Annotated in this window: 20 protein-coding genes; 12 read left to right on the forward strand and 8 right to left on the reverse strand. The window is 72.7% G+C overall.

All coding sequences use genetic code 11. The features are described from left to right. Positions 1-44: 44 nt before the first annotated feature. Positions 45-518 carry a YybH family protein gene (locus tag ACFPFQ_RS06535; protein ID WP_379615777.1) on the reverse strand — a complete coding sequence of 158 codons (474 nt, stop codon included), beginning with the start codon at positions 516-518 and terminating at the stop codon, positions 45-47. 90 nt (positions 519-608) lie between these two features. Continuing rightward, on the reverse strand, positions 609-1598 hold the full coding sequence (locus ACFPFQ_RS06540; RefSeq protein ID WP_379615779.1) for an LLM class flavin-dependent oxidoreductase: 990 nt from the start codon (positions 1596-1598) through the stop codon (positions 609-611). A 266-nt stretch (positions 1599-1864) separates the two neighbouring features. On the opposite strand from ACFPFQ_RS06540, the gene ACFPFQ_RS06545 reads away from it, so the two are divergent. The 3 genes from ACFPFQ_RS06545 to ACFPFQ_RS06555 are packed head-to-tail and all read left to right on the forward strand — an operon-like array spanning position 1865 to position 5609. Further along, entirely contained in the window at positions 1865-4216 is a 2352-nt protein-coding gene (locus ACFPFQ_RS06545) for a xanthine dehydrogenase family protein molybdopterin-binding subunit (protein ID WP_379615781.1), read from the forward strand. Continuing rightward, a complete protein-coding gene (locus ACFPFQ_RS06550) occupies positions 4213-5094 on the forward strand; it encodes an FAD binding domain-containing protein (RefSeq protein WP_379615783.1) in 882 nt (293 codons plus the stop codon). Before ACFPFQ_RS06545 ends, ACFPFQ_RS06550 begins: the two co-directional genes overlap by 4 nt. Further along, the gene (locus ACFPFQ_RS06555; RefSeq protein ID WP_379615785.1) at positions 5091-5609 is read left to right on the forward strand and encodes a (2Fe-2S)-binding protein; all 519 of its coding nucleotides are present in this window, start codon (positions 5091-5093) and stop codon (positions 5607-5609) included. The genes ACFPFQ_RS06550 and ACFPFQ_RS06555 overlap by 4 nt, the downstream gene beginning before the upstream one ends. Here ACFPFQ_RS06555 and ACFPFQ_RS06560 read toward each other — a convergent pair. Continuing rightward, positions 5533-6072, reverse strand: a complete 540-nt coding sequence (locus ACFPFQ_RS06560) for a transposase (protein WP_379615787.1) — start codon at positions 6070-6072, stop codon at positions 5533-5535. The genes ACFPFQ_RS06555 and ACFPFQ_RS06560 overlap by 77 nt on opposite strands. A 43-nt stretch (positions 6073-6115) precedes the next feature. After that, positions 6116-7183, reverse strand: a complete 1068-nt coding sequence (locus ACFPFQ_RS06565; RefSeq protein WP_379615789.1) for a helix-turn-helix transcriptional regulator — start codon at positions 7181-7183, stop codon at positions 6116-6118. Between the two features lie 89 nt (positions 7184-7272). On the opposite strand from ACFPFQ_RS06565, the gene ACFPFQ_RS06570 reads away from it, so the two are divergent. Beyond that, positions 7273-7557: a hypothetical protein gene (locus ACFPFQ_RS06570; RefSeq protein ID WP_379615791.1), complete on the forward strand. Its 285-nt coding sequence runs from the start codon at positions 7273-7275 to the stop codon at positions 7555-7557. 66 nt (positions 7558-7623) lie between these two features. On the opposite strand, the gene ACFPFQ_RS06575 is transcribed toward ACFPFQ_RS06570, so the two are convergent. Continuing rightward, positions 7624-8121, reverse strand: a complete 498-nt coding sequence (locus ACFPFQ_RS06575; protein ID WP_379615793.1) for a VOC family protein — start codon at positions 8119-8121, stop codon at positions 7624-7626. 57 nt (positions 8122-8178) lie between these two features. Here ACFPFQ_RS06575 and ACFPFQ_RS06580 point away from each other — a divergent pair, with 57 nt between their 5' ends. Continuing rightward, entirely contained in the window at positions 8179-8841 is a 663-nt protein-coding gene (locus tag ACFPFQ_RS06580) for a TetR/AcrR family transcriptional regulator (protein ID WP_379615795.1), read from the forward strand. A 24-nt stretch (positions 8842-8865) separates the two neighbouring features. On the opposite strand, the gene ACFPFQ_RS06585 is transcribed toward ACFPFQ_RS06580, so the two are convergent. Together ACFPFQ_RS06585 and ACFPFQ_RS06590 are read right to left on the reverse strand one after the other, a co-directional pair. After that, positions 8866-9174, reverse strand: coding sequence for a nitroreductase family protein (locus ACFPFQ_RS06585; RefSeq protein WP_379615974.1), 309 nt, complete (start codon positions 9172-9174; stop codon positions 8866-8868). Then, positions 9090-9497 carry a nitroreductase family protein gene (locus ACFPFQ_RS06590; RefSeq protein WP_379615797.1) on the reverse strand — a complete coding sequence of 136 codons (408 nt, stop codon included), beginning with the start codon at positions 9495-9497 and terminating at the stop codon, positions 9090-9092. Before ACFPFQ_RS06590 ends, ACFPFQ_RS06585 begins: the two co-directional genes overlap by 85 nt. Before the next feature lie 60 nt (positions 9498-9557). Here ACFPFQ_RS06590 and ACFPFQ_RS06595 point away from each other — a divergent pair, with 60 nt between their 5' ends. Both ACFPFQ_RS06595 and ACFPFQ_RS06600 read left to right on the forward strand, forming a co-directional pair. Continuing rightward, a complete protein-coding gene (locus tag ACFPFQ_RS06595) occupies positions 9558-10190 on the forward strand; it encodes a hypothetical protein (protein WP_379615799.1) in 633 nt (210 codons plus the stop codon). Between the two features lie 207 nt (positions 10191-10397). Then, positions 10398-10979: a peptidoglycan-binding domain-containing protein gene (locus tag ACFPFQ_RS06600; RefSeq protein WP_379615801.1), complete on the forward strand. Its 582-nt coding sequence runs from the start codon at positions 10398-10400 to the stop codon at positions 10977-10979. A gap of 373 nt (positions 10980-11352) precedes the next feature. Here the strand turns inward: ACFPFQ_RS06600 and ACFPFQ_RS06605 are convergent, their stop codons facing one another. Beyond that, the gene (locus ACFPFQ_RS06605) at positions 11353-12609 is read right to left on the reverse strand and encodes an amidohydrolase family protein (protein WP_379615802.1); all 1257 of its coding nucleotides are present in this window, start codon (positions 12607-12609) and stop codon (positions 11353-11355) included. A gap of 85 nt (positions 12610-12694) precedes the next feature. Here ACFPFQ_RS06605 and ACFPFQ_RS06610 point away from each other — a divergent pair, with 85 nt between their 5' ends. The 5 genes from ACFPFQ_RS06610 to ACFPFQ_RS06630 all read left to right on the forward strand — a co-directional run bounded on the left by ACFPFQ_RS06610 (position 12695) and on the right by ACFPFQ_RS06630 (position 21893). Further along, positions 12695-15523, forward strand: a complete 2829-nt coding sequence (locus ACFPFQ_RS06610) for a helix-turn-helix transcriptional regulator (RefSeq protein WP_379615803.1) — start codon at positions 12695-12697, stop codon at positions 15521-15523. Between the two features lie 64 nt (positions 15524-15587). Then, positions 15588-17351 (forward strand): serine/threonine-protein kinase, encoded by a 1764-nt coding sequence (locus ACFPFQ_RS06615; RefSeq protein WP_379615804.1) that lies wholly within the window; start codon positions 15588-15590, stop codon positions 17349-17351. 245 nt (positions 17352-17596) lie between these two features. Beyond that, on the forward strand, positions 17597-17965 hold the full coding sequence (locus ACFPFQ_RS06620; protein ID WP_379615807.1) for a hypothetical protein: 369 nt from the start codon (positions 17597-17599) through the stop codon (positions 17963-17965). A 17-nt stretch (positions 17966-17982) separates the two neighbouring features. Continuing rightward, positions 17983-20133: a hypothetical protein gene (locus ACFPFQ_RS06625; protein ID WP_379615809.1), complete on the forward strand. Its 2151-nt coding sequence runs from the start codon at positions 17983-17985 to the stop codon at positions 20131-20133. A 2-nt stretch (positions 20134-20135) separates the two neighbouring features. Then, positions 20136-21893: a PqqD family peptide modification chaperone gene (locus tag ACFPFQ_RS06630; RefSeq protein WP_379615811.1), complete on the forward strand. Its 1758-nt coding sequence runs from the start codon at positions 20136-20138 to the stop codon at positions 21891-21893. The last annotated feature ends 256 nt before the right edge of the window (positions 21894-22149 follow it).

Consider the following 22149-nt stretch of genomic DNA (forward strand, 5'->3'; position numbering starts at 1 on the left):
GGATGCGTACTCCAGACTGAGGGGTGGTCGGGCGCCGCGAGTGCTCAGGCGTCCTGCGGGAACCGCGGCGCGTCCGGCGACGCGATCGGCGACGCGTGGAAGTGCCAGATCTTCCAGACCGGGTTGCCCTTGCCGTCGTCGCGTCGGTAGACCTCGGTGACGCGGAAGACGAGCGGCTCGGGATCGGGCTCGAGCACACCGGTGCCCTTGTCGCCGGAGACCTGAGCGCTCCAGTAGGTGGTGAGGTAGCCGAGGTTGCCCTCGGCGTGCACCTTCGGCTCCTCGACGATCTTCATGTCCGAGAGGTTGAAGCCGATCTGGTGCAGGCCCTCCCAGAGCCGCACCTTCTCGTCGACGCTGTCGTACTGGTGCCCGTTGAGGTTGAACTGCAGGTACCCCGGGTTGGCGAAGTTGGGGTACATCTTCTCCGCGATCAGGTCGTTGTTCGACTCCAGCCAGGACTGGTGGACCGCGAGGATCTCCTTGATGTCGCTGTCGTTGTTGACGTTGTCGGCCATGTCTTCTCCCTGCTCGGTGGGTCGGGTCAGGCGGGTACGGGCGAGACGCGCAGCAGCGGCGGCACGTCCTCGGCGAACTGTGCGCGGGCCTCAGGACAGCTGCGGGAGCACCGCCGAGGCGGCCAGTTCCAGCTCGTCGAGCGCGCTGTCCGCGTTGACCGGCGAGAGGACGACGCTCGTCGCGCCGGCAGCGCGCAGTGCGGTGATGCGCGCGGCCACCTCGTCGGGATCGCCGGCAACGGCGAGGGTGTCGATCCACTCGTCGGGCAGCTTGTCCGCCATCGTGTCGGCGCCCTCGTCCAGCAGCGTCGCGATGTGGTCGTTGTAGCCGAGCGCGCCGGTCAGCGGGTTGTGCGCGCCCACCGCGGCGATGTAGGCGGCAAGGGTCGGCCGGACGGCGGCACGGGCCTGCTTGCTGTCCTTGGCCACGCTGAACAGCGCGAACGTCGGCACCTGGTGCTGCGTGCGCCCCGACTCGGCCATCCCCTCGTGGATGTGGCCGAGCGCCGATTCCAGGTAGGCGGTGCCGGCCAGCACGCTCATCACGGTGCCGTCCGCGATCTTCCCCGACAGGCGCAGCGACTTCGGGCCGAGCACGCCGGTCAGCAGCGGGACGTCGTCGTCCACCGGGTGCGTGGCGGTGACCGAACGAAAGGTGAACTGCCGTCCTTCGATGTCGACGGTCTCGCCGGCCAGCAGTGCACGCACGCCGTCGATGCACTCCGTCAACGCGGTGAGGGGCGACTTCGCCGTCAGGCCCATCTGGTTGGTCCAGAACGGCACGCCGTGCCCGATGCCGGGCAGGAACCGCTGCGGGTACGCGCGGGCCAGCGTCGCGATCTCCATCGCGGTGACGGCCGGGTGCCGCGCCACGGAGGCGGCGACGCCGAGCCCGACCTTGACGTGCTCGGTCGCCCCCAACGCGAGCGCAGCACCGGTGAACCCGCCGTAGCAGAAGTAGTCCTCCGCCACCCACACCTCGCTGTAGCCGAGGCGCTCGGCGGTGGCGGCCAGGTTCGGGATCCGCTCCGGCGGAGTCGACGTCGCGACGAAGACACCGACAGGGGTGTTCGCACTCATGGGTTCCTCCGCAGGTGGCGGACGGGCGGATGCACGTGGGCACCGCCGTGGGTCGACGACGAGTCTCGGCGTGCTCCCCGGCACAGGGCAATTGACGGTCCGGCGAACCGGGGCGGCGAGCTTCGGCTGATCCGTCAATGGACACCCACCCGCAGAGGATCGACGCTGGCTCGCATCCCGAAAGAGCTGCTGCGCGCCCGGCACCCACCGTCGAAGGGCTGATCGTGACCTCGCAACACGTACCACCCGGATTGATCGGTGCACGCGTGCGCCGAAAGGAAGACCCGGCCCTGTTGACCGGGCGGGCGCAGTTCGTCGACGACGTCGTGGTGCCCGGCATGCTGGAGGCTGCGGTCCTGCGCAGCCCGCATCCGCACGCCCGGATCCTGAGCGTCGACGCGAGCGCGGCGCTGGAGCTACCCGGCGTCTTCGCTGTCCTGACCGGCGCGGAGGTCCAGGAGTCCTGTGCGACCCCGCAGCCCGTCGTGTGGCGGATGATCCCCGACCAGCTGATGACCGAGCAGTACGCGATGGCCGTGGACAAGGTGCGCTTCGTCGGCCAGCCCGTAGCGGCCGTCGCCGCCGTCGACCGCTACGTGGCCGAGGACGCATTGGGGCTCATCGAGGTCGAGTACGAGCTGCTCCAGCCGGTCGTGACCCTCGACGACGCACTGGCCGCGGACGCGCCGCTGCTCTACGAGGACTGGCCCGACAACGTGAGCTGCCGCCAGACGATCCCGAAGGGGGACGCCGCGACCGCCTTCGCCGAGGCCGACGTGATCGTCACCGAGACGCTGAGCTACGGCAGGCAGATGGGCGCACCGCTCGAGACGCGCGGCGCGGTCATGTCGTGGGACCCGTTCACGAACCGCCTCGAGGGCTGGATGTCCACCCAGTCCCCCAACCTCACCCGTGACCTGCTCGGAGAGGTCCTCGGGCTACCCGTCGACCACATCAGGGTGCGGACCCCGCACGTCGGGGGCGGGTTCGGCAACAAGTTCGACTTCTACGCCGAGGAGGTGCTCGCCGCGCTCCTGTCCAAGCGGACCGGTCGCCCGGTGAAGATCATCGAGGACCGGCTCGAGAGCTTCGTCGCCAACGCCCACTCGCGCGAGCAACGCATCGAGGTGTCCCTCGCCGCCAGATCCGACGGCACCATCATCGGCATGCGGGGCACGGTGTGGGCCGTGCTCGGCGGCCAGCTCGCCACCGTCGGGATCGGACCGTGCTGGCTGACGATGGCGCTCATGGCCGGCCCGTACGACATCCCGAACGTCGAGACGACCGTCGTCGGTGTCGTCACCAACCGCTCGCCGTACGGGTCCTACCGCGGGTGGGGACAGCCGAAGGCGAACTTCGCCCACGAGCGGATCATCGAGAAGCTCGCGCGCGAGCTCGGGATGTCGGCCAACGACGTCCGCCGTCGCAACCTGATCGCACCGGACGCGTTCCCGTACGTCAGCCAGGTCTTCTACTACGACAGCGGCAACTACGTCGAGTGCCTGGAGATGGCGGAGAAGGCCGTCGCGGAGCGCGGCTGGCTCGCCCGTCGTGACGCAGCGGCGAGCGAGGGCCGGTCGCTCGGGGTCGGCTACGGCTTCCACATCGAGATCAGCGCACTGGGCCCCAGCAAGATCATGAACCAGGCCGGGCTCCAGCACTCGTCGTTCGACGAGGAGATCGTGCGGATCGACTCCGCGGGCGGGGTCACTGTCCGCACCGGGCTCTCCGCGATGGGCCAGGGCATCGAGACCGCGCTCGCCCAGGTCGCGGCCCACACCCTCGGCGTTCCCCTCGACTCGGTCACGGTGCTGTCCGGTGACACCCAGACCAATCCGTTCACCGGCTACGGCACGGGCGCCAGCCGCGGCGCCGCGCTCGGCGGCGGGGCGCTGCTGCGGGCGAGCACCCGGCTGCGCGCCAAGGTGCTGCGCATCGCGGCGCACATCCTCGAGGCCTCGGCCGACGACCTGGAGATCCAGGACGGCCTCATCTCCGTCCGCGGCACCTCCGGCGGGCCGTCGGTCACCATGCGCGAGATCGGCGACGCCGCCTACCGCCGTCTCGACGGCAAGCTGCCCGATGGTGAGGACCCCGCGCTCGAGGAGCGCGACGTCCTCGACCCCGAGAACGTGGCCTTCTCGTTCGGCACGACCGCCGTGCTGGCCGAGGTCGACCGGGAGACCGGCCGGGTCACCTTGCTCGACTACCTCGTCGTGCACGACTGCGGAACGGTCATCAACCCGACGATCGTCGACGGGCAGATCCACGGCGGTGCCGCCCAGGGCATCGGTGGTGCGCTGTTCGAGGAGATCGTCTACAGCGACGAGGGCCAGCCCCTGACGACGACGTTCATGGACTACCTCATCCCGACCGCGTCCGAGCTCCCGCCCTTCGAGACGCTGCACATGAGCACCACGGCCGATCACATCCCCGGCGGGTTCAAGGGCATGGGCGAAGCCGGCACCATCGGCGCCGCCTCGGCGATCACCGCGGCCATCGAGAACGCCCTCCCCGACATCACCCTCGAGCTCACCCGGCTACCGGTGACCCCACCTCGACTGCTGTACGCGATCGCCCAGGCGTCGGCAAACCACAACGCGGAGGCGACCTCGTGAAGCCCGCACCGTTCGACCACGTCCGCGCCATGAGCCTCGACCACGCCATCGACACGCTCGTGGCCGGGGATGGCGACGCCAAGGTCCTCGCCGGCGGGCAGAGCCTGATCCCGCTCCTCGCGATGCGCCTGGCCCAACCCACCGTCCTCGTCGACCTCGGCAGTCTTCCCGAGCTCGCCTACATCCGGGCTGACGGCGAGATCGTGGAGATCGGCGCGATGACCCGGACCCGCGACGTCGAGACCTCATCGGCGATCAGGTCGACCGTCCCGCTGCTACCCGCAGCCCTGCGCTACTCCGGCCACGTCACCATCCGCAACCGGGGCACGCTGGGCGGCAGTGCCGCGCACTCCGATCCAGCGGCCGAGACCCCGGCCGTCCTCCGCGCGCTCGACGCCGACCTCGTCGTCGTCGGCCCGAACGGCAGGCGAACGATCCCCGCAGCGGACTTCTTCCGCAGCTTCCTCGTGAGCGCGCTCGAACCCGACGAGATCCTGACGGCCATCCGCATCCCGAAACAGCCCGCCGGGACCGTCGTGGCCGTAGAGGAGTTCGCTCGTCGCCACGGCGACTTCGCGGTCGTGGCCGTCATGGGCTCCGCCCGCGTCGACGAGTCCGGCGCGGTGGCGGACGTGCGGATCAGTCTGGCGGGCGCAGGCCCCACACCCGTCCGGGCCGACGCGGCCGAGGGGTTGCTCCGCGACCAGACCCCGTCGACCGATCTCGTGCTCGCGGCCGCCGCGGCGGCCGCGGGAGCGATCGATCCCGTCTCCGACATCCACGGACCCGCCGACTATCGCCGCACCCTGACGGAGGTCCTCACCCGACGATGCCTCCAGCGGCTCCTGACCAGCACCGAGCAGAGGAGAGCGGCATGAGCACCCCCACCCGCGTCGGCCGCACGGTATCGATGACCGTCAACGGCGAGCACGTGGACCGCCACGTCGAGCCCCGCCGCACCCTCGCGGACTTCCTCCGCCGCGACTGCGGGAAGACCGGTGTCCACCTCGGATGCGAGCACGGCGTCTGCGGTGCATGCACCGTGCTCCTCGACGGCCGCACCGCACGATCCTGCTGCACCCTCGCCGTGCAGGCCGACGGCGCCGAGATCACGACCGTCGAAGACCTCGCGAACGGGTCCGAACTGCACCCGCTGCAGGAGGCCTTCTGGAAGCACCACGGATTGCAGTGCGGATTCTGCACCCCGGGCATCCTGCTCACCGTCCAGGAGATGCTCGCCGACAACCCCGATCCCACCGACGCCGAGATCCGCGAGGGCCTGTCCGGCAACATCTGCCGCTGTACCGGCTACCAGTTCATCGTCGACGCCGTCCGCGACGCAGCGGCGATCCTGAGGGGTGACACCCCGGCGGCAACGGCTTCGGACCGGTGATACGAAGAACGCGTCGGACCGGGCTCAGATATAGGGCAGTTACCCGATTTTCCACCGGGCGGCAGTGCCTAGCCCAGGCCGTGTCCTGTGAGCCGGTGCGCAGCCACAACACGATCGCGGCGATGACGTGTTCGCTGCGGAAGCAGGCGGCGCGTGTGGCGTAGCGGATGGCGAGTCCGCGGAACTGCTTGAGTCGGTTGAAGCAGCGCTCGACGACGTTGCGGTCGGCGTAGACGAGCGGGTCGAAGGCGGGTGGACGTCCGCCGCGGGACCCTTTGGCGGCGCGACGGGCGATCTGGTCGGACTTCTCCGGGCTGGTGAACGCGATCCCGCGTCGCCGCAGCGCGGTGCGGATCGAGGGGTCGGAGCAGGCCTTGTCGGCCAGTACCCGCTCGGGTCGTTTACGCGGTCGGCCGGGCCCATCGCGACCGACCGAGATCTGGTCTAGCAGTGGCAACCTCATCGAGAATCCGCACCCAGTGCCGTTCGCGGTCCAGACGCGAGAGTCATCCCGTGAGGCGGGCGATGAGCTCGCGCCTGCTGTTGGTCCCGGACTTGGCGAAGATCGACTTCAGGTGGTCGTTGACGGTGACCTCGACGATCCCGAGTGCCCGTGCCGTCGAGCGGGTGTCGGCTCCGTCGACGAGGCGGCCGAGCACATCGGTCTCCCGCGCTGTCAGGCCGATGGCCCGGCGGTAGACCTCGAGGCGGTCGGCGGTGGTGGCGTCCTCCAGCGTCACAACGATGTCACGGGCCGGCCCGCCGGCTGGGCCGAGCCGGGCGGCCCGCACGATCAACCACCGCCCGCCCGCGTACCCCCGCGTCATCGCGGGACGGTCGTCGACACCGCCTTCGACCGCCAGCAGTTGGGCGGCGACGTTGAGGGCGATCGCCGGCACCGGCGAGTGTTCCGGCGGGGTGGGAAGGAGCGCTCGCAGCCGGACGTCGGCCTGCGGCGTGAACGACTGCGGTGCGAGCGACTCTGCCAGCAGGAGCACCGCAGGACCCGCGGTTGCCGGCGCGCCCCGGTGGAACGTCGCGCCGACCGATCGGCGGACGGCACGCGTGAGGATGGGCAGCAGGCCGGCGAGGAAGCCCTGCTCGGCAGGCGTGAAGGCGGGCCCCGTTGCGCTGCGCCACAGGTCGATGAAGCCCCAGCAGCCGAACCGGTCGCGCAGAACGACCGAGGCCACATCGTGTACCCCGTACCCGTTGAGCAGGTCCCGCCACGGCAGATCCGCGGCCGGTCGGTCCCCGGGTTCGGGCCCGCGCCACCCGGCCAGGGTGAGGACACGATCGGCCGGCAGGCCCGTCCAGCGCAGCGCTGCGGTGGCGTACTTGAGACGGATGACCAACGGCAGGTCGGCAGGCGACGGGACCTCGGCGAGCGGTGTGGCACCGACACGGGTCACCGGGTCGGTGCCGACCCAGACGTAGAAGTCGAACGGGACCACCGCACGGATCTCGCGCAGCACCTCAGCACGCAGGACCCGCTCGCTTTCGGGCTGCTCGCACAGTCTCCGGATCCGGACGACCGCTGCGGTCATGGCTGCGTTCACGGCTGCGGCGGTCATCGCGACAGCCTGCTCGGAAACGACGAGACGTCCACCCCCCCAACGACTTGGGATGGTGGCGACGGCGAGGCCGTCCCTACCGTCGCACCATGGCAACCCTCCTCATCGAGCACCCCGTCCTCGACTTCGCGACCTGGCAGACAGCATTCGACCGCTTCGCGCAGCGCCGCCGCGCAGGCGGCGTCACCGCGGAGCGCATCTACCAGCCCGTGGACGACCCCGCCTACGTCGTGATCACCCTCGATTTCGACGCCGCCGCGCAGGCGAGCACCTTTCTCCGATTCCTCCAGGAGCAGGTCTGGTCCGACCCTTCGGCGTCGCCCGCGCTGACCGGAACGCCACGCACCGCCATCCTGGACCGTCGGCTGCCGTGATCGGTCCACCGCAGCGCGCCGCGCGTGTGGTGAGGAATCCACAGCACGAGATGCCCGCGAGACTCCTCAGCCCCGAACCGGGAGCTCGCGCTCACGTCGCTCGGCGGTCTCTCGCGCATCGTCGATCCGCACAACGACCTCGGAACCGGGATCGACGTCGGTGTGGTGATCGACGGTGTAGAAGCGCAGGTCGTGCCCGTCCGGGTCACGCAGCGACGGCAAGATCCAGCCGATGCTGGCCAGGTGCACCCCGGCATGGGACTCCCCCAACGCGGTGAGCCGCTCCGCGAGCGTCTCCAGGGCCTCCTTGTCCGGCACTCCGATGGAGAAGTAGTCGAACCCCGCAGCGGCCACGGCCCGATCCCGGTCCTGCCGGAGCGCGAGCTGCGGACCGCCGCGCGGGTGCCCCAGCACCAGCCCCCGCACCTGGCCCCGCTCGGCGAACTCGATCAACAACCGGTAGCCGAGACGCGACTCGTACCAGGCTCGCGAGCGGGCCAGGTCCGACACCGGCAGCTTGACGTGGTGCACACCGGCGAGCGCAGGCACCGAGCTCTCGATCATGACTCCTCCTGACTTGCAGTCCCACTGCAAGTTCAATGTGCAGTTAGACTGCAAGTCATGAGCGCCGATGTCAAGGGGAACCCCGCCAGCGGTCCCGGTGGACGCGCGGCCCGCACCGCGGCACAGGTCATCGCCGCGGCAACGACCCTGTTCCTGGAGCGCGGCTACCTCGCCACCACCCTGACCGACGTCGCCGAGCACGCCGGCGTCGCGCCACGCACGGTCTACGTACGGTTCGGCACCAAGGCCGACCTGCTCAAACAGGTCATCGACACCGCGATCGTCGGCGACCCGCTGCCGATCGACGTGGCCCACCGCGACGGGACACGCATCGCGCTGACCGCACCCACCCTCCAGGAACGGATCGCCGTCCACGCCGCGGGAACCCGCGCCATCATGGAACGCTCCGGACCGCTCATGGCCGTCGCAGCAGAAGCCGCACCCCTCGAACCCACCATCGCCGACGCCGCCACCGCGGGGCGCGCCGACGCCCTGCACCAGCTCCGGCAGTTCTGGGAGACCGCCCACGCCGACGGGCTGCTCCATCCCGACGCGGACCTCGACTGGATCCTCACCACGAGCAGTCTCATCGGCACCGTCGACACCTACCTGGTCCTCACCCGGACCAACGGCTGGACCGCCGACACCTACCAGGAGTGGCGCTACCGCACCTGGATGCACCTCGCCACGACACCCGGACCTCCTCCCTCCGCGACGTGATCGCCACATCGCGGAGGGCATCGGTCATGAGCGCCGCACGTCAGGGGATACGGCCCCGACGTGCGGCTCACCAGTGACCGCGGTGGACGACCTCGTCGAACGGAAGGCGGCCTCGTGGGTGTCGGGGACGCCGAGGGCGGCGCGGGCCCGGTCCTGGTCGCCCACCGCGGAGTGCCCGGTCCCGATACCCAGGTCGGTGGCGGCCAGCATGATGGCGAAGGTGGCCTGACCGAGATCGAAGGCGTCGATCACGCGGTTCCGCACGTCCTCAGGTGTCGGGACCACGAGCGCGATCGCGGCGGCGGCACCGGCGATGTGGCCGGCCCGACCCAGACGGTCGACAGCTCCGTCAACTGTTGCCGGTCGGTGACCAGCACGAAGTCCCGGTGCTGCCGGTTGCCCGCGGAGGGTGCGCGGCGGCCCGCGTCGAGGATGCGGGTCAGCGCGTCGTCCGGCAGGGGTTCCGCGCCGTAGCTGCGGACGTTGCGTCGGGCTCGGATCGCGTCCCGGGTCTGCGTGTGTCCTCCGGCGATCGGGCGCGGATCCGGGGTCGGTGTCCGTCGTCGAGGCAGCCTATGACGGGTGGCGGGGGAACCTTCGGGGCTGCAGTCAGGTACGACACCGGCGTCACGATTGCGCCTCCGACCCACCAGCACGGCACTACACCGAATTCCGATTCGCTAGAGTCGAGCCGTGGGTCCATCCGGAGTCTTTCGTTGATCATCACCTGTCCGCGGTGCTTCACCTACGACGACGTCCTGCCATCCCGACGGCTGCCGGACGGCCGGATCCAGTTCACGTGCACCGGCGGTCACGACGGCGCCGGCGAGCACGTGTGGTCGATCGCTCCCGCGGTCGTGGACGCGCCGGCCGGGCGCACGGCCACCGCGCGCCGGGCCGCCGCACGCACTCCCGGTGCGCCGCGCGCCGGTACGAGCACCGAGGACGCCGCGATCGACGAGCTCCTCGAACCGCTGCTGAGCTGCGTCAACGCCGGTGAACCCTTCGTCGAGTACGGCGTCGTCGAGTACCGGTTCCGGCTCGCCCGACCGGAGATGTTCGTCGCCCACGTTCGAGCGCGCGGGCACCTGATGCTCGGCGGGCGCCGGCTGGCGTCGGCGTCGACGGCCCGGTTCGCCAAGGCACTCGGCCGGCTGCAGAAGTCGGGGGACCTCGTGATGGTCAAGGGGCCCGGCACCGGAGCGTGGCGCCACGACACCTCGATCGGCTACTGGGCGCGCCCGCCCCGTCCGACGGGTCCCCTGCTCACCTGGTCCATGTTCTGCGCCACGCAGGGTCGCAGTGCGGAGTGGACCGCTGCCGACCGCGCTCTGTTCGACACCCCCTGAGCCGCTCCACACCCTTGCTCGGATCCGTCGTACGGTGCCGCCACGAAGTGCTCCGAACGTGATCGACCGCGCGGGTGTCCACCGATCGGCCGACGCCTGGCTCATCCCCGCGATGGCCCCACCGGTCGACGGTGCCGAACCCCGCCGCGGCGCACTGTTGGGACATCGGGGAAACACCCCGGAGCCGCCGCACAAGGAGCCACCACCATGGACGCCGAGACCCTCTCCACCACCGGCACCACCACCGCCGCGAACACCTCCCACCGGGGCCGCACCATCGCACTCGCCATCGGCGCCACCCTCGCCGGAGCCGGCATCGCCACCGGCATCGTCCTCGGGCTCACCGCGGGCACCGCGAGCGCGACCACCCCGGCCCCGACCACCCCGACCACCGTCGTCATCCACGGCGGCGGCCACGGCACCCCGGCCCACCACATCGTCCCCGTGACGCCCGTGAGCCCCGTCAAGCCGGTCGTGCCGGTCACGCCCGTCAACCCGGTCACACCCATCACCCCGGTCACGCCCGTCACCCCGGTCACGCCCATCAATCCGGTCACGCCCATCACCCCGGTCGGGCCCAGCGCGGCGATCACGACGCTGCAGACCGAGCTCGGCCAGCTCAACTACTACGAAGGCCCCGTCACCGGGATCATGAACGCCCAGACCACCCAGGCCATCACCTACCTGCAGCGCGACGCCCACCTGCCCCAGACCGGCACGATGAACGCCGCCACCCAGGCCGCACTCGCCAACTTCCTCGCAGCTGGCAACAACCAGATGGGCAGCTGAGCACGCCCGGACCTGGGACTGCAGGGGGCGCACCTGTCGGACTCGCTGAACCGCCCATCACGCTTCCGTCGGGCGAATGATCGGACTCCCCCGCGTGTCCCCGCCCACGCACCTGCGCCGCGATGATCAGATCCCCGGGACCCGATCGCCCAGGGATTCGAGCGAGCCCCCTCGCCCGATGGTGCGCCGAGTCACGGTCTGCGTGGGCCGGGGAAGGGTCCACGCAGACCGTCCCCAAGCCGCCCTCTCCAGGGCTCGCACGATCTCGCTCGAAGTGTCGGCCGCACCGCGTACGTCGAGTACGAATCCATCAACCCCTGCTCCCGATGCGCCGGGATCGCCGACCGGCCCTGCGCATCCTCCGACGCCAGCATCATCCCCGCTGGCCCTCCGTTCCGACGGCGGGGACGCGCTCGCCGCGGGCGATGACCGCGACCGGGCGCTGCAGGGCGGTGATGTCGATGAGCGGGTCGCCGTCGACGGCGAGCAGGTCGGCGTCGAAGCCCGGAGCCAACCGCCCCTTGCCGTCCCCGAGCCCGCAGACCTGCGCCGCGACATGGGTGCCCGCCGACAGCGCCTCCGCGTTGGTCATGCCCAGGTCGACGAGCGAGGCAAGACCATGGGGCAGCACACCGTGCGGCTTGATCGGGCCGATCCCGGCATCGGTGCCGGCCACCAGCACCGCACCCTCCCGCTGCAACCGGGAATGGGCCGCGATCAGCTTCGGCAGCAGCGTGAGCAGCTCCGGCGGCGCGACCATCCCCTCCACCGGCACCACCCCGACCGTCGTGCCGACCGCGATCCGCCGCGCGACGATCCGCGCCACGACCTCATCGGGCACCACAACGTCGGTCCCGGACCGGAACGTGCAGTGCTCCAGACCGTCGACCCCCGCGGCAATGCCGTCGACGATCGCGTCCAGCGCGTGGGCATGCGCTGTGACCGGCAACCCGTGCCGGTGGGCCTCCTCGACGAGCGCCCGCAGCTCGGCAGGAGAGAACTGCGGGAGCGTCGGATCGGACCCGGCGGTCATCATGCCCCCGCTCGCCATCACCTTGATCACGTCGACGCCCCGCTCGACGTGGTCACGCACCGCGGCGCGGACCCCGGCGATCCCCGCCGTCGCGCCGCCGAGGAAGTGGCAGTGCCCGCCCGCCGAGGTGATCGGGGGGCCGGCCGCGACGATCGTCGGGAGCAGCGCGGGCGCGGCCTCGCGCAGGGTCAGCGCCAAGTAGTCGCGATCGCCGAGATCGCGCACCGTCGTGACACCGGCCCGCAGCTGCGCCGCCGCGGCCCCAGCCATCGCCGCCAGCGCCGCGGAGTCGTCCCGGGCGGCGAGCGCCGCCACCGGGTCCATGCTGCCGTCGAACCCGAGGTGCACGTGGGTGTCGACGAGGCCGGGGAGCAGGGTGGCGCCGGGCAGCTCGATCAGCTCGGCATCCGGGGGCGCGGCGACGCGGCGCCCGGAGTGCACCGCGGCGATACGGCCGTCCTCGATCACCACGAGCGGGTCGGTGATCGTCGCACCGGTGCCATCGAAGAGCAGGGCGGCCCGGATCGCAGTTCGGCGCCGGGTCCGGACGACGGCAGTGTTCGCTGTGGGTGTCCCGGAACTCGCTGTGGCTGTCATAGCTGAGATGTCTAGGAGTTCGGAACCGTCCCGACATCGTGGAGACCACGGAATCCGGGTACGTAGCCTGCGCTACCGTTCGTCCGTGGAGCCCAGGTTCGTCGGCCGAGAGGCCGAGCTGGACGAGCTCGTGGCCCGCTTCGAGGGCGCGCTCGCGGGCACACCGGGGGTCGTGCTCATCGCCGGTGAGCCCGGCATCGGCAAGACCCGGCTCGTCACCGAGCTGTGCCGGATCGCCGGAGCGCGGGCCGTTCCCGCGCTGTGGGGCACCTGCACCGACGAGGACGGCGCGCCGGCCTACTGGCCGTGGCGGCAGATCCTGCGGTCGTGGCCCGCCACCGCCGGTCCGGCCGCCGTCTTCGCCCGGTCCGGCATCGCCACCGAGCTGGCCCGCATCGCGCCGGAGCTGCGGCCTGCGGGAACGGCGGCGCCCGGCCCGGTGGCACCCGAGCAGCGCTTCGCCGTGTTCGACGCGGCTGCGCGCCTCTTCAGCGACGTCGCCGCCGGCAGCGGGCTCGTGCTCGTGCTCGACGACGCGCAGTGGGCCGACCCCGCATCGATGGCGCTGCTGCAGCACGTGGCCCGGCACGCCCGCGACGCGCGGCTGCTGCTCGCCGTCACCTACCGGCCCCGGGAGATCGGCACCGAGCTCGCGCGCCTGCCCGGTGCGGTGCTGCTGGAGCTGCGTGGCCTCGACGAGCGCGCGATCACCACCGCCTTGACCGACCGGCTCGGCACCCGACCATCGGCGCAGGTCGTCGAGGAGGTCGCGAGCCGCACGCGGGGCAACCCGTTCTTCGTCGGGGAGCTGGGCCGGGCACTGGCGGATCCGGGTGCCGTGGGTGGGGTTCCCGGTGCCGTCCGCGACGCCGTCCACCGCAGGGTGCACCGGCTACCCCCGGGCGTCCGCTCGCTGCTGGACGTGGCCGCGGTACTGGGCCGCGAGTTCGCGCCCGCCCGGCTCGCCGCGGTGGCCGCGACATCGGTCGAGACGCTGCTGGAGGAGCTGGGCCCGGCGATCGACGACGGCGTGCTGGAACGCCCGCAGGGCCGCACCGGGCTGCGGTTCGGCCACGACCTCGTCCGCGAGACGCTGCTGATGGAGCTCGCCCCGGCGCAGCGGGCCCGGATCCACCATCGGGTCGCCCTCCTGCTCGAACCGGCGGCAGCCGACCCCGACGTCGTCCCCGAGCTCGCCCACCACGCGCTGGCCGCGCTGCCGCTCGGCGATCCGGCGGTCGCCGTCGCCCGGGTCCGGGCCGCCGCCGAGCAGGCCATGGCGCAGCTCGCCCACGAGGACGCGGCCCGCCTCTACGCGCTCGCCGTCGACGCCGGGCGGCAGGTGCTCCCGGCGGGCGAGCGGGCCGAGCTGCTCCTCGCGACGGCACACGCCTTCGCGGCTGCGAACGCCGTGCAGACCGTGACCGAGCTGTGCACGGAGGCCGCCGGGCTGGCCCGCCACCTCGGCGACCCGGGGCTGCTCGGCCGGGCCGCGCTGGTGATGCCCGCGGTGTCGGACCTGACGTGGCTCGCGTCATCCCGCCAGTGGTGCGCGGCGGCCCTGCACGACCTGGACGAGGGCGACAGCCCGCTGCGCGCCCGGCTGCTGGCCCAGCTCTGCCACACGATGGTCCCCGACGCCGACCACGACGGCATGGCCATGGCCAGCGCCGCGGCACTGACCATGGCGGAGCGCCTCGGCGACCCGGAGTCGCTGATCAGCGCGCTGCGCGCACGCCAGCTGGCCCGCTCGGGCACCGACGGCAACGCCGAACGGCGCACGCTGGGCGACCGGATGCTCCAGCTCGGCGAGAGCACCGCCGACGCCGACGCCGTGCTCTGGGGCCGCATCTGGCGGTTCGACGCGCTGCTACAGGCGGGACGGGTCGCCGAGGCCGAGATCGAGCTCGACCGCCTCGACCCGGTGGTGGCGCAGCTGCGGATGCCACTCGCCGGGTTCCACCTGCTCCGCAGCCGGATCGCGCTGGCCTACGGGCGCGGACGGTTCGCCGACGCGGCCGTCCTCAACGACGAGGCGTTCGGGATCGCCGAGGGCGGCCAGCACGAGGGTGCCCTGCAGACGGTGCTCGCCGTGCGCGTCGAGCTGGGGATCCTCACCGGGGACACCGCGGCCGGGATCGCCATGCTCGAGCCGGTCGCCGGGCCCGACGGCCCGTTCGAGGGCCTGATCCGCACGTCGCTCACCCAGCTCTACGTCGCGGCGGGCCGGCTCGACGAGGCGAGGCGCTGGTTCGCGACGCTCCCCCCGCCGGGGTCCCCGCGACTCCAGCCGTTCATGGCGTTGCCCATCGAGGGCCGCCGCGCGCTGCTGGCGTGCGACCTCGGCGACGCCGCCACGGCCGATGCCAGCTACCGGCTGCTGCTGCCACACGCCGACCTGCACCTCGTCAGCGGCGCCGGTGCCGTCACCGTCGGCGGCTCGGTGCAGCTCTACCTGGGAGCGGCCGCGCTCGCCGCTGGGCGGCCCGATGCGGCCGTCCGGCACCTGCGCGCCGCCGTCACCGCCAACGACACCACCGGGCTGGCCCCCTTCGCCGCCATGGCACGCCACCGGCTCGCGGCGGCGCTGCGCGCGCGGGGGCGAGCCGCCGACAACGACGAGGCCACGGCCCTGCTCGCCGCCGCCGGGTCCGCGGCCGAGCGCATGGGGATGGCCCCGCTGGGCGCACAGATCGCACAGCTGTCCGGGGCGCTGCGTGACGGCGGCGTGCTGAGCCGCCGCGAGAGTGAGATCGCCGAGCTGGTGGCGAGCGGCCTCACCAACCGGCAGGTCGCCGCCACCACCCACATCTCCGAGCGCACCGTCGAGAGCCACGTGCAGCACATCCTGGCCAAGCTCGGGTTCACCAGCCGCAGCCAGATCGCGGCGTGGTCCGCGCGCCGCGCCCGCTGATTCCGTACCGCTTCTCCGTGGTTTCCGCGATGGCGGCGGCCGCGCGACGATCAAGACTTCGGCCATGTCCACATCACGGTCCCGGCGCCGCACCCAGCACAGGCCCGACCCCACGCTCGACGACGGCTGGCTCGTCCCCGGGTACCGGCACGTCCGGGAGCTGGGGCGCGGTGCGAGCGGCACGGTCGTGCTCGCCGTGCCGGAGCCGACCGGAGAACCCGTCGCGATCAAGTACCTGACCGCGGAGCTGCTCGCCGACCCGGAGTTCCGCACGGAGTTCCGCGACGAGGCCGCGCTGCTGGCCAGGGTGGACGACGCGCACGTGGTGCGAATGCTCGGACTGCACGAGTCCGACAGCGGCGCCGCGATCGTCATGGAACTGGTCGACGGGGCCTCCCTGCGGGAGCTGTTGCGCACCCACGGCCCGACCGAGCCGGAGGCGGCGCTGGTCGCGCTGCGCGGATCGTTGCTCGGGCTCGGTGCGGCACACGCGACCGGGGTCGTGCACCGGGACTACAAGCCGGAGAACGTGCTGGTCACCGGCGACGGGCGCAGCGTACTGACCGACTTCGGGATCGCCGCCCACGCCGGAACGGCCGGGATGACGTCGGGGACGCCGGAGTACATGGCGCCCGAGCAGTGGCAGGGTCGGCCCGCGAGCGTCGCCGGTGACGTCTACGCCGCCGCCGCCACGTTCGCGGAGTGCCTGACCGGCCGGCCGCCGTTCGTCGCGGACGACCTGGACGCGCTGCGACGCCAGCACGAACGGGCGCCGATCCCCGTCGACACCCTGCCGGCGGCCGTGCGACCGCTGCTCGAGTGCGGCATGGCGAAGGACCCCGCGCACCGGCCGTCGGGAACGGCCGAGTTCCTGGCCGAACTGGACCGCGTCGCGGCCGCGGGCTACGGCCCCGAGTGGGAGCAGCGGGGCCGTGACCAGCTGGCGCGCCGGGCGGCGCTGCTGGCGCTGCTGTTCCCGCTCGCGGGCGGTGCCGTCGGCGGGACCGCGATCGCCACGACCGTCCTCGGTGGTGGCGCCCGCGTCTTGGGACCCCGAGTGTTGGGACGGGGCCGGGCGCTGGCCGCGGCCGCCGCGGTGCTCGTGCTCGCCGGTGGCGCGGTCGTCGTGTTCTCCGGGCGGCCGGTGCCCGCCGTGGTCGTCGCGGCCCCGGCGGCGGCCGCGGAGTTCGACCGTCCCGGACCGGTCGTCCCGGCACCGGCGCCAGCAGTACCGGCACCGGCGGCCCCGATTCCGGGGGTGGCGATCCCGGGGGTTCCGGGGACCGCGACGCAGCCGGCAGCGGGTGGAACCGTGCCGGCACCGGTGGTCCCGCCGCCGGTTGTGGCGCGGCCGGCAGCGGGCGGCGACGCGGTTCCCCCGCCGGCCGTCGTACCGGCCGCGAACGACCAGGATGGCGACATCGGCGACGGGCCCACCGGTGATGGGGGCACCCGCGATGGGGGCACTGCCGCGCCGCCGGCACGGCCCGGATCGGAGAGTGCGGGTGACCGGCACGGGAACGGCGACCGACCGGGCCGCGGCACCCGTCCCCGCCCCGGCAACGGTGGTGGGCAGGGCGGCAGACAGGGCGGCGGCACGCCGACCGGTGCCGGGAACGGCGGCACCGGCACCGGCACCGGCCAGGGCACCGGCACCGGCATAGGGCAGGGCAACGGCTCGACCGACGGCCCCCAGGGCAGCGGCGGCAGCACCCCGGCCAATCCCGGCACCGGTACCGGCACCGGGCAGGGAACCGGCACCGACAGCAACGAGGGCAACGGCAGCGCCCCCGTCGTCGACGCCGGCACGCTGACCGGAGGGCTGTGATGGCCGCCGCGGACCGCCCGACCGTGGCGGGGAAGCGCCGAGCGGCTGCCGCCGACCCCGGAGACGTCTTGGCCACCCGGAACGGCCGCCGGTCCGGCCCTGCGCTCGCCGAACCGTCCGACCGGGCCACGTGCGCCGGTCGGCATCGCGACCGCCCGGCCCCGAACGTTCCGGCGGCGGCCACGCCGAGCTGGCCGGTCGCGCCCGGTGCCCGCCGGCCGCGGCGCGCGTCGAGGACGGGTGCCGTGATCACGGCCCTGATCGCGATCGGGGTGCTCGCCTTCCTGCTGACCAGGCCGGCTCCGCTGCAGGTGAGCGTTGCGACCGTCGCCCCTGCCGCCGATCCGGGCACGTCGTGCGGCGCGACCGTGGACGTCGTCGGCACGATCACCACCAACGGCAGGCCCGGCGCGATCACCTACCAATGGGTGCGCAGCGACGGTCAGGTCTCGGGCGAGCTGACCCAGTCGGTGGCCGACGGCGCCACCTCCACCCAGGTCCATCTCCTGTGGACGTTCAGTGGGTCCGGCCGCTACCCGGCGAGCGCGACGCTGCGGGTGCTGCGACCCGATCCGGTCGACGCCGTCGGCCACTTCACCTACTCCTGCACCTGACACCTCCGGAGACCCCGATGACCAGCACCGCCCTGCAGGACCTCCTCATCAGGATGGCCACCGACCCCGTCTTCGCCGACGCCGTCCGGGACCGGCCCGAGGCGCTCACCGAGCAGTTCGGGCTCAGCCCCGCGGAGGCCGCAACGATCGCGACGACCCGGATCGGGACGACCCGGACGAAGCCGAAACGGCTCGAGGAGCGCCTCTCGCGCTCGGGAGGTGTCTTCGGCAGCGCCCTCGCGCACGCCGTCGACGTGCTGCATGCGCCGGCCGGCCACCACACTGCCGACACCGGCAGCGATCACCACGACAGCGACCGGGGCGGCTCCGACCACGGCCCCGCGCGCCCTGACGATCACACGAAGGCCGATCACGCGAAGGCCGACCACGCCGAGAGCAGGACGCACAGCGCACCGGTCCCGAAGGACAGCTCGGATGCAACCCACCAGCCGGAGCACCCCGGCGCAGCAACCGCATCCGAGCACCGGACCGCTCCGGCCCCGCACGCCGCAACCGCCCCGGCTCCCGCCGCCGAACAGCCCCACAGCACCGACGCCGTCGAAGGCCCGGCCAAGCACCTGACCACCACCGGCGTCGATCACCCTGCGGTCAACCAGGCCCGCGCGCACCCGACTGGGGACGCCGTGGCCCAGCAGAACACCCCTGCCGGACCGGTGCACCCGACCAACGGCGGCGTCCTCGCGACGGGCCTGGGTCCGATCCTCGCCCAACACAACGCCACAGCCGAGCCACTCAACGCCACCAACGGCGGCGTCCTCACGACGGGCCTCGGCCCCCTCCTCGCCCAACACAACGCCACAGCCGAGCCACTCAACGCCACCAACGGCGGCGTCCTCGCCACCGGCCTCGGCCCCCTCCTCGCCCAACACAACGCCACAGCCGAGCCACTCAACGCCACCAACGGCGGCGTCCTCGCGACGGGCCTGGGCCCGATCCTCGCGCAGCACGACAGCTCCATGCCCACCCAGCCGCCGAACGTCTTCACCGCGGGCATCGGCGGGCTGCTGGCCCACCAGAACACTCCGGCCGACCCCGCGCACCCCACGACGAGCGGCGTCCCGGACGCCGCCGCGCCGGCCTTCGGTGGCGATTCAGCCCTCCCCCACCCGAGCGAGCTGCCACCGCCCGCCGTTGCGACGGGTCCCGCCGGCATCTCGACGGATCTGCACCCCGGCCTCGCCCCGCTGCTCGACGGCCCACGCGCCGTCAGCATCACCGGGGCCGACGGGCAGCCGCATCCGGTCACGCTCACCCCGCAGCAGGGCGGCGGCTACGTCCAGACCAGCACCAACGCCGACGGCAGCGTCGACACCTTCACCGTGTCCGTCTACGGCGTCGTCTCCCACACGGCGACACCCGCCCCGGCACCCGCAGACCTCACGCCGGGCCATCCGTCCGGCGAGCCTCCGGCGGCGCCCCACGGCCCGGCCACCCCGGCGCCGCAGCCGGCCGCCACCCCCGCTCCGACGTGGACGGTCACCGGCGGCGACGGCGTCTCGAACGCCCACTACATGATCATGGGAGACGGCCGCGGATCCGAGGTGACGGTGCCGCTGGGCTCGCAGTACGACCTCACCGTCACCCACCCCGACGGCACGGCCACGGTGCGGTTCGAGCACTCCGACGGCGACCCCCAGAGCGTCATCCTCCGACCCGACGGGCGGATCCTCGCCGACCTGCACCCCTCCGGACCCTCCGCCCCGGGCTACGTGCTCTACAACACCGACGGGATGGTGATCGACAGCGGCGAGCCGGGATCCCAGCTGACCGGGCACACCCTCAACGCCGACGGGTCGGCCACCCTCACCCTGACCCGGCCCGACGGCCAGATCGAGACCCGGTTCGTGGACGCCTCCGGACACCCGTCGATCGTCGCCGTCGCACCGCCCGGCGGACCTGCGCCGGTGGACGGCATCGTGGCCAACCCCGACGGCAGCCACGACGTCACCGTCACCAGGGGCACCCCCGAGACCTACCGCGTCCAGGCGGGACCGAACGGCACCGAGGTGTTCCGCATCGGACCGAACGGCACGCTGGACCCGGTGCAGCTCGGCAACAGCAACCTCGCCGGTTACCTACAGAGCGTGGTGCCCGCGCAGCCGCATGCCCCGGTCGCCGACGCGGCACCGGCCGGACCGGTCTCGTAGCCGTGCTGTGCGCCGCCTGCCACGTCCATGTCCACCGCGAATTCCCCTACTGCCTCTCGTGTGGTGTCCCGCACCGCCGCGCCAAGGTCACCGCGTCCACCGCGCCCCTGCTGCGCTGGGCCGGCGGTGAAGTCGCGCTGACCGGCCGCGTCAGCACCGTCGGACGGTCCGCCGACCGCGACGTCACGATCGACGACGACAGCGTCTCGCGCGACCACGGCCGGATCGTCCGCACGACCGACGGGTTCCTCGTCGAGGACACGGGCTCGTTCAACGGCACCACTGTGGACGGTCGGGACGCGCCGGCGATCCTGCGCGACGGTTCCCGGATCGCGTTCGGTGACGTCGAGGTGACGTTCACCCAACCCCGCAGCGCAGCCGTCGGGTCGAAGACCCAGCTGCGCGGCACCGAGCACACGATGCTGCGGATCGGCCACGCCGCACCCGAGGTGCCCGCCGCGGCGGAGCCACTGGCCGCGGTGCCGCGGGCCCGCAGCGGGTGGGCGCTCAAGCGCCTCGCCGGCACCGGGGACCCGACCTGGGTGCTGAAGAACACCCGCACCGGCACCTACCTGTCCCTCGACGAGCAGGAGGTCTTCATCTGGGAGCGCCTCGACGGCCGCAACAGCATCCGCGACCTGCTCTTCGCCTATCTGGAGCGCTTCGGCGAGCTGGCCCTGCCCCGCATCGAGGACGCCGTCCGGACCTTCGCCGACGCCGGACTCGTCGACGGCCTGCCTGGCCGGCAGGCCGCGCTGTCGGGATGGCGGCGGGTCGGGGCGTTCGTGGTGCAGAACCTGATCAGGGTCCAGCTCTCGATCAAGGGGCTCGACCCGCTCGTCGGGCGCGCCTACCAGGCCTTCGCGTGGCGCTTCTTCACCCCGACCGCGGTGCTGGCGCTGTGGGCGCTGATCGTCGGCGGGATCTACGCGTTCGCCGAGTCGAGCCACCACCAGCAGCTGTTCGACCTCGCCGGCGCCGGCCCGGTCGGTGGTGCCACCGTGCTCGCCGGCTACCTCGTCGCGACCGCGCTGCACGAGTCGGCGCACGCGTTCGCCGTGAAGTCCTACGGGCGTCGGGTCGACCGCGGCGGCTTCATGCTGATGATGGGCATGCCGTTCGCGTTCGTCGACACCAGCGACATGTGGTTCGGCACCCCCTACTCGCGGATCGTCGTGGCCCTGTCGGGCCCGCTCACCACCGCCGGCATCGCGGGCGCCGCATCGATCGCCGCCACCACCGTCCCCGACCCCCGGATCGCCGGGGTCTGCTACACCCTCGCCTTCGGGCTGTTCACCAACACCGTCTACAACCTCGTGCCCCTGCTGCCCCTCGACGGCTACCAGGCACTCGCGGACGCCCTGCGCACCCCCCGGCTGCGCGAGGAGGCCAGGGCCTACTTCGGCCAGGGCCTCTGGCGCGACATCACGACCCGCACCCGCCCCGGCCCGAAGCAGATCGGTCTCGCCGTCTTCGCCGCCGCCTCCGCGATCTGCCTCTACGCCGGCCTCGGACTGGCGATCGTGGCCTGGAACAGCCGCCTCGGCCAGTTCTTCGCGGCGCTCGTGCCGCAGCCGTGGCTCACGGTCGCGGTGACCGCCGGCCTGGCCCTGCTGCTGTTTCCGGTCTGGTACCCGCGCGTCCGAGCCCTCGCCGCCCGCCGCCGCGACCGGCGGGCCGCCACTCCGCCGGACGAGGGGCCGATCGAGCCGACCCTCGACCCGTCGCTACCGCCGGGCGGTCGCCGACACGAGGCTTGAGGCGACGTACCCCTGCGGGTCACCACAACCTGACCGCGCCAACCGGTTGGCCACGGCGCCGATGTCGTGACGTCGGCGCGGTGGCTACGGGGTTGGCGCGGTGGGCTCGCAATCCCCACGACGGCTGAACATCCCCGAATTCGATCAGTTGCCTCGATGGCGGTGTGGCAGGGTGGGAGAACATCGCTCCGAGGTGGAGGATGGCGCTGGTGGTCGAGACGTTCGAGTGGTTGTCGGATACGGTCTCGAGCTCCCT

The organism is Pseudonocardia sp. GCM10023141 (genome assembly GCF_042653605.1).

Coding starts and splice junctions, on each gene's coding strand:
- ACFPFQ_RS06535 (WP_379615777.1), bottom strand. CDS start 518: ATGGCCGACAACGTCAACAACGACAGCGACATCAAGGAGATCCTCGCG.
- ACFPFQ_RS06540 (WP_379615779.1), bottom strand. CDS start 1,598: ATGAGTGCGAACACCCCTGTCGGTGTCTTCGTCGCGACGTCGACTCCG.
- ACFPFQ_RS06555 (WP_379615785.1), top strand. CDS start 5,091: ATGAGCACCCCCACCCGCGTCGGCCGCACGGTATCGATGACCGTCAAC.
- ACFPFQ_RS06560 (WP_379615787.1), bottom strand. CDS start 6,072: ATGAGGTTGCCACTGCTAGACCAGATCTCGGTCGGTCGCGATGGGCCC.
- ACFPFQ_RS06565 (WP_379615789.1), bottom strand. CDS start 7,183: ATGACCGCCGCAGCCGTGAACGCAGCCATGACCGCAGCGGTCGTCCGG.
- ACFPFQ_RS06570 (WP_379615791.1), top strand. CDS start 7,273: ATGGCAACCCTCCTCATCGAGCACCCCGTCCTCGACTTCGCGACCTGG.
- ACFPFQ_RS06575 (WP_379615793.1), bottom strand. CDS start 8,121: ATGATCGAGAGCTCGGTGCCTGCGCTCGCCGGTGTGCACCACGTCAAG.
- ACFPFQ_RS06580 (WP_379615795.1), top strand. CDS start 8,179: ATGAGCGCCGATGTCAAGGGGAACCCCGCCAGCGGTCCCGGTGGACGC.
- ACFPFQ_RS06600 (WP_379615801.1), top strand. CDS start 10,398: ATGGACGCCGAGACCCTCTCCACCACCGGCACCACCACCGCCGCGAAC.
- ACFPFQ_RS06605 (WP_379615802.1), bottom strand. CDS start 12,609: ATGACAGCCACAGCGAGTTCCGGGACACCCACAGCGAACACTGCCGTC.
- ACFPFQ_RS06615 (WP_379615804.1), top strand. CDS start 15,588: ATGTCCACATCACGGTCCCGGCGCCGCACCCAGCACAGGCCCGACCCC.
- ACFPFQ_RS06625 (WP_379615809.1), top strand. CDS start 17,983: ATGACCAGCACCGCCCTGCAGGACCTCCTCATCAGGATGGCCACCGAC.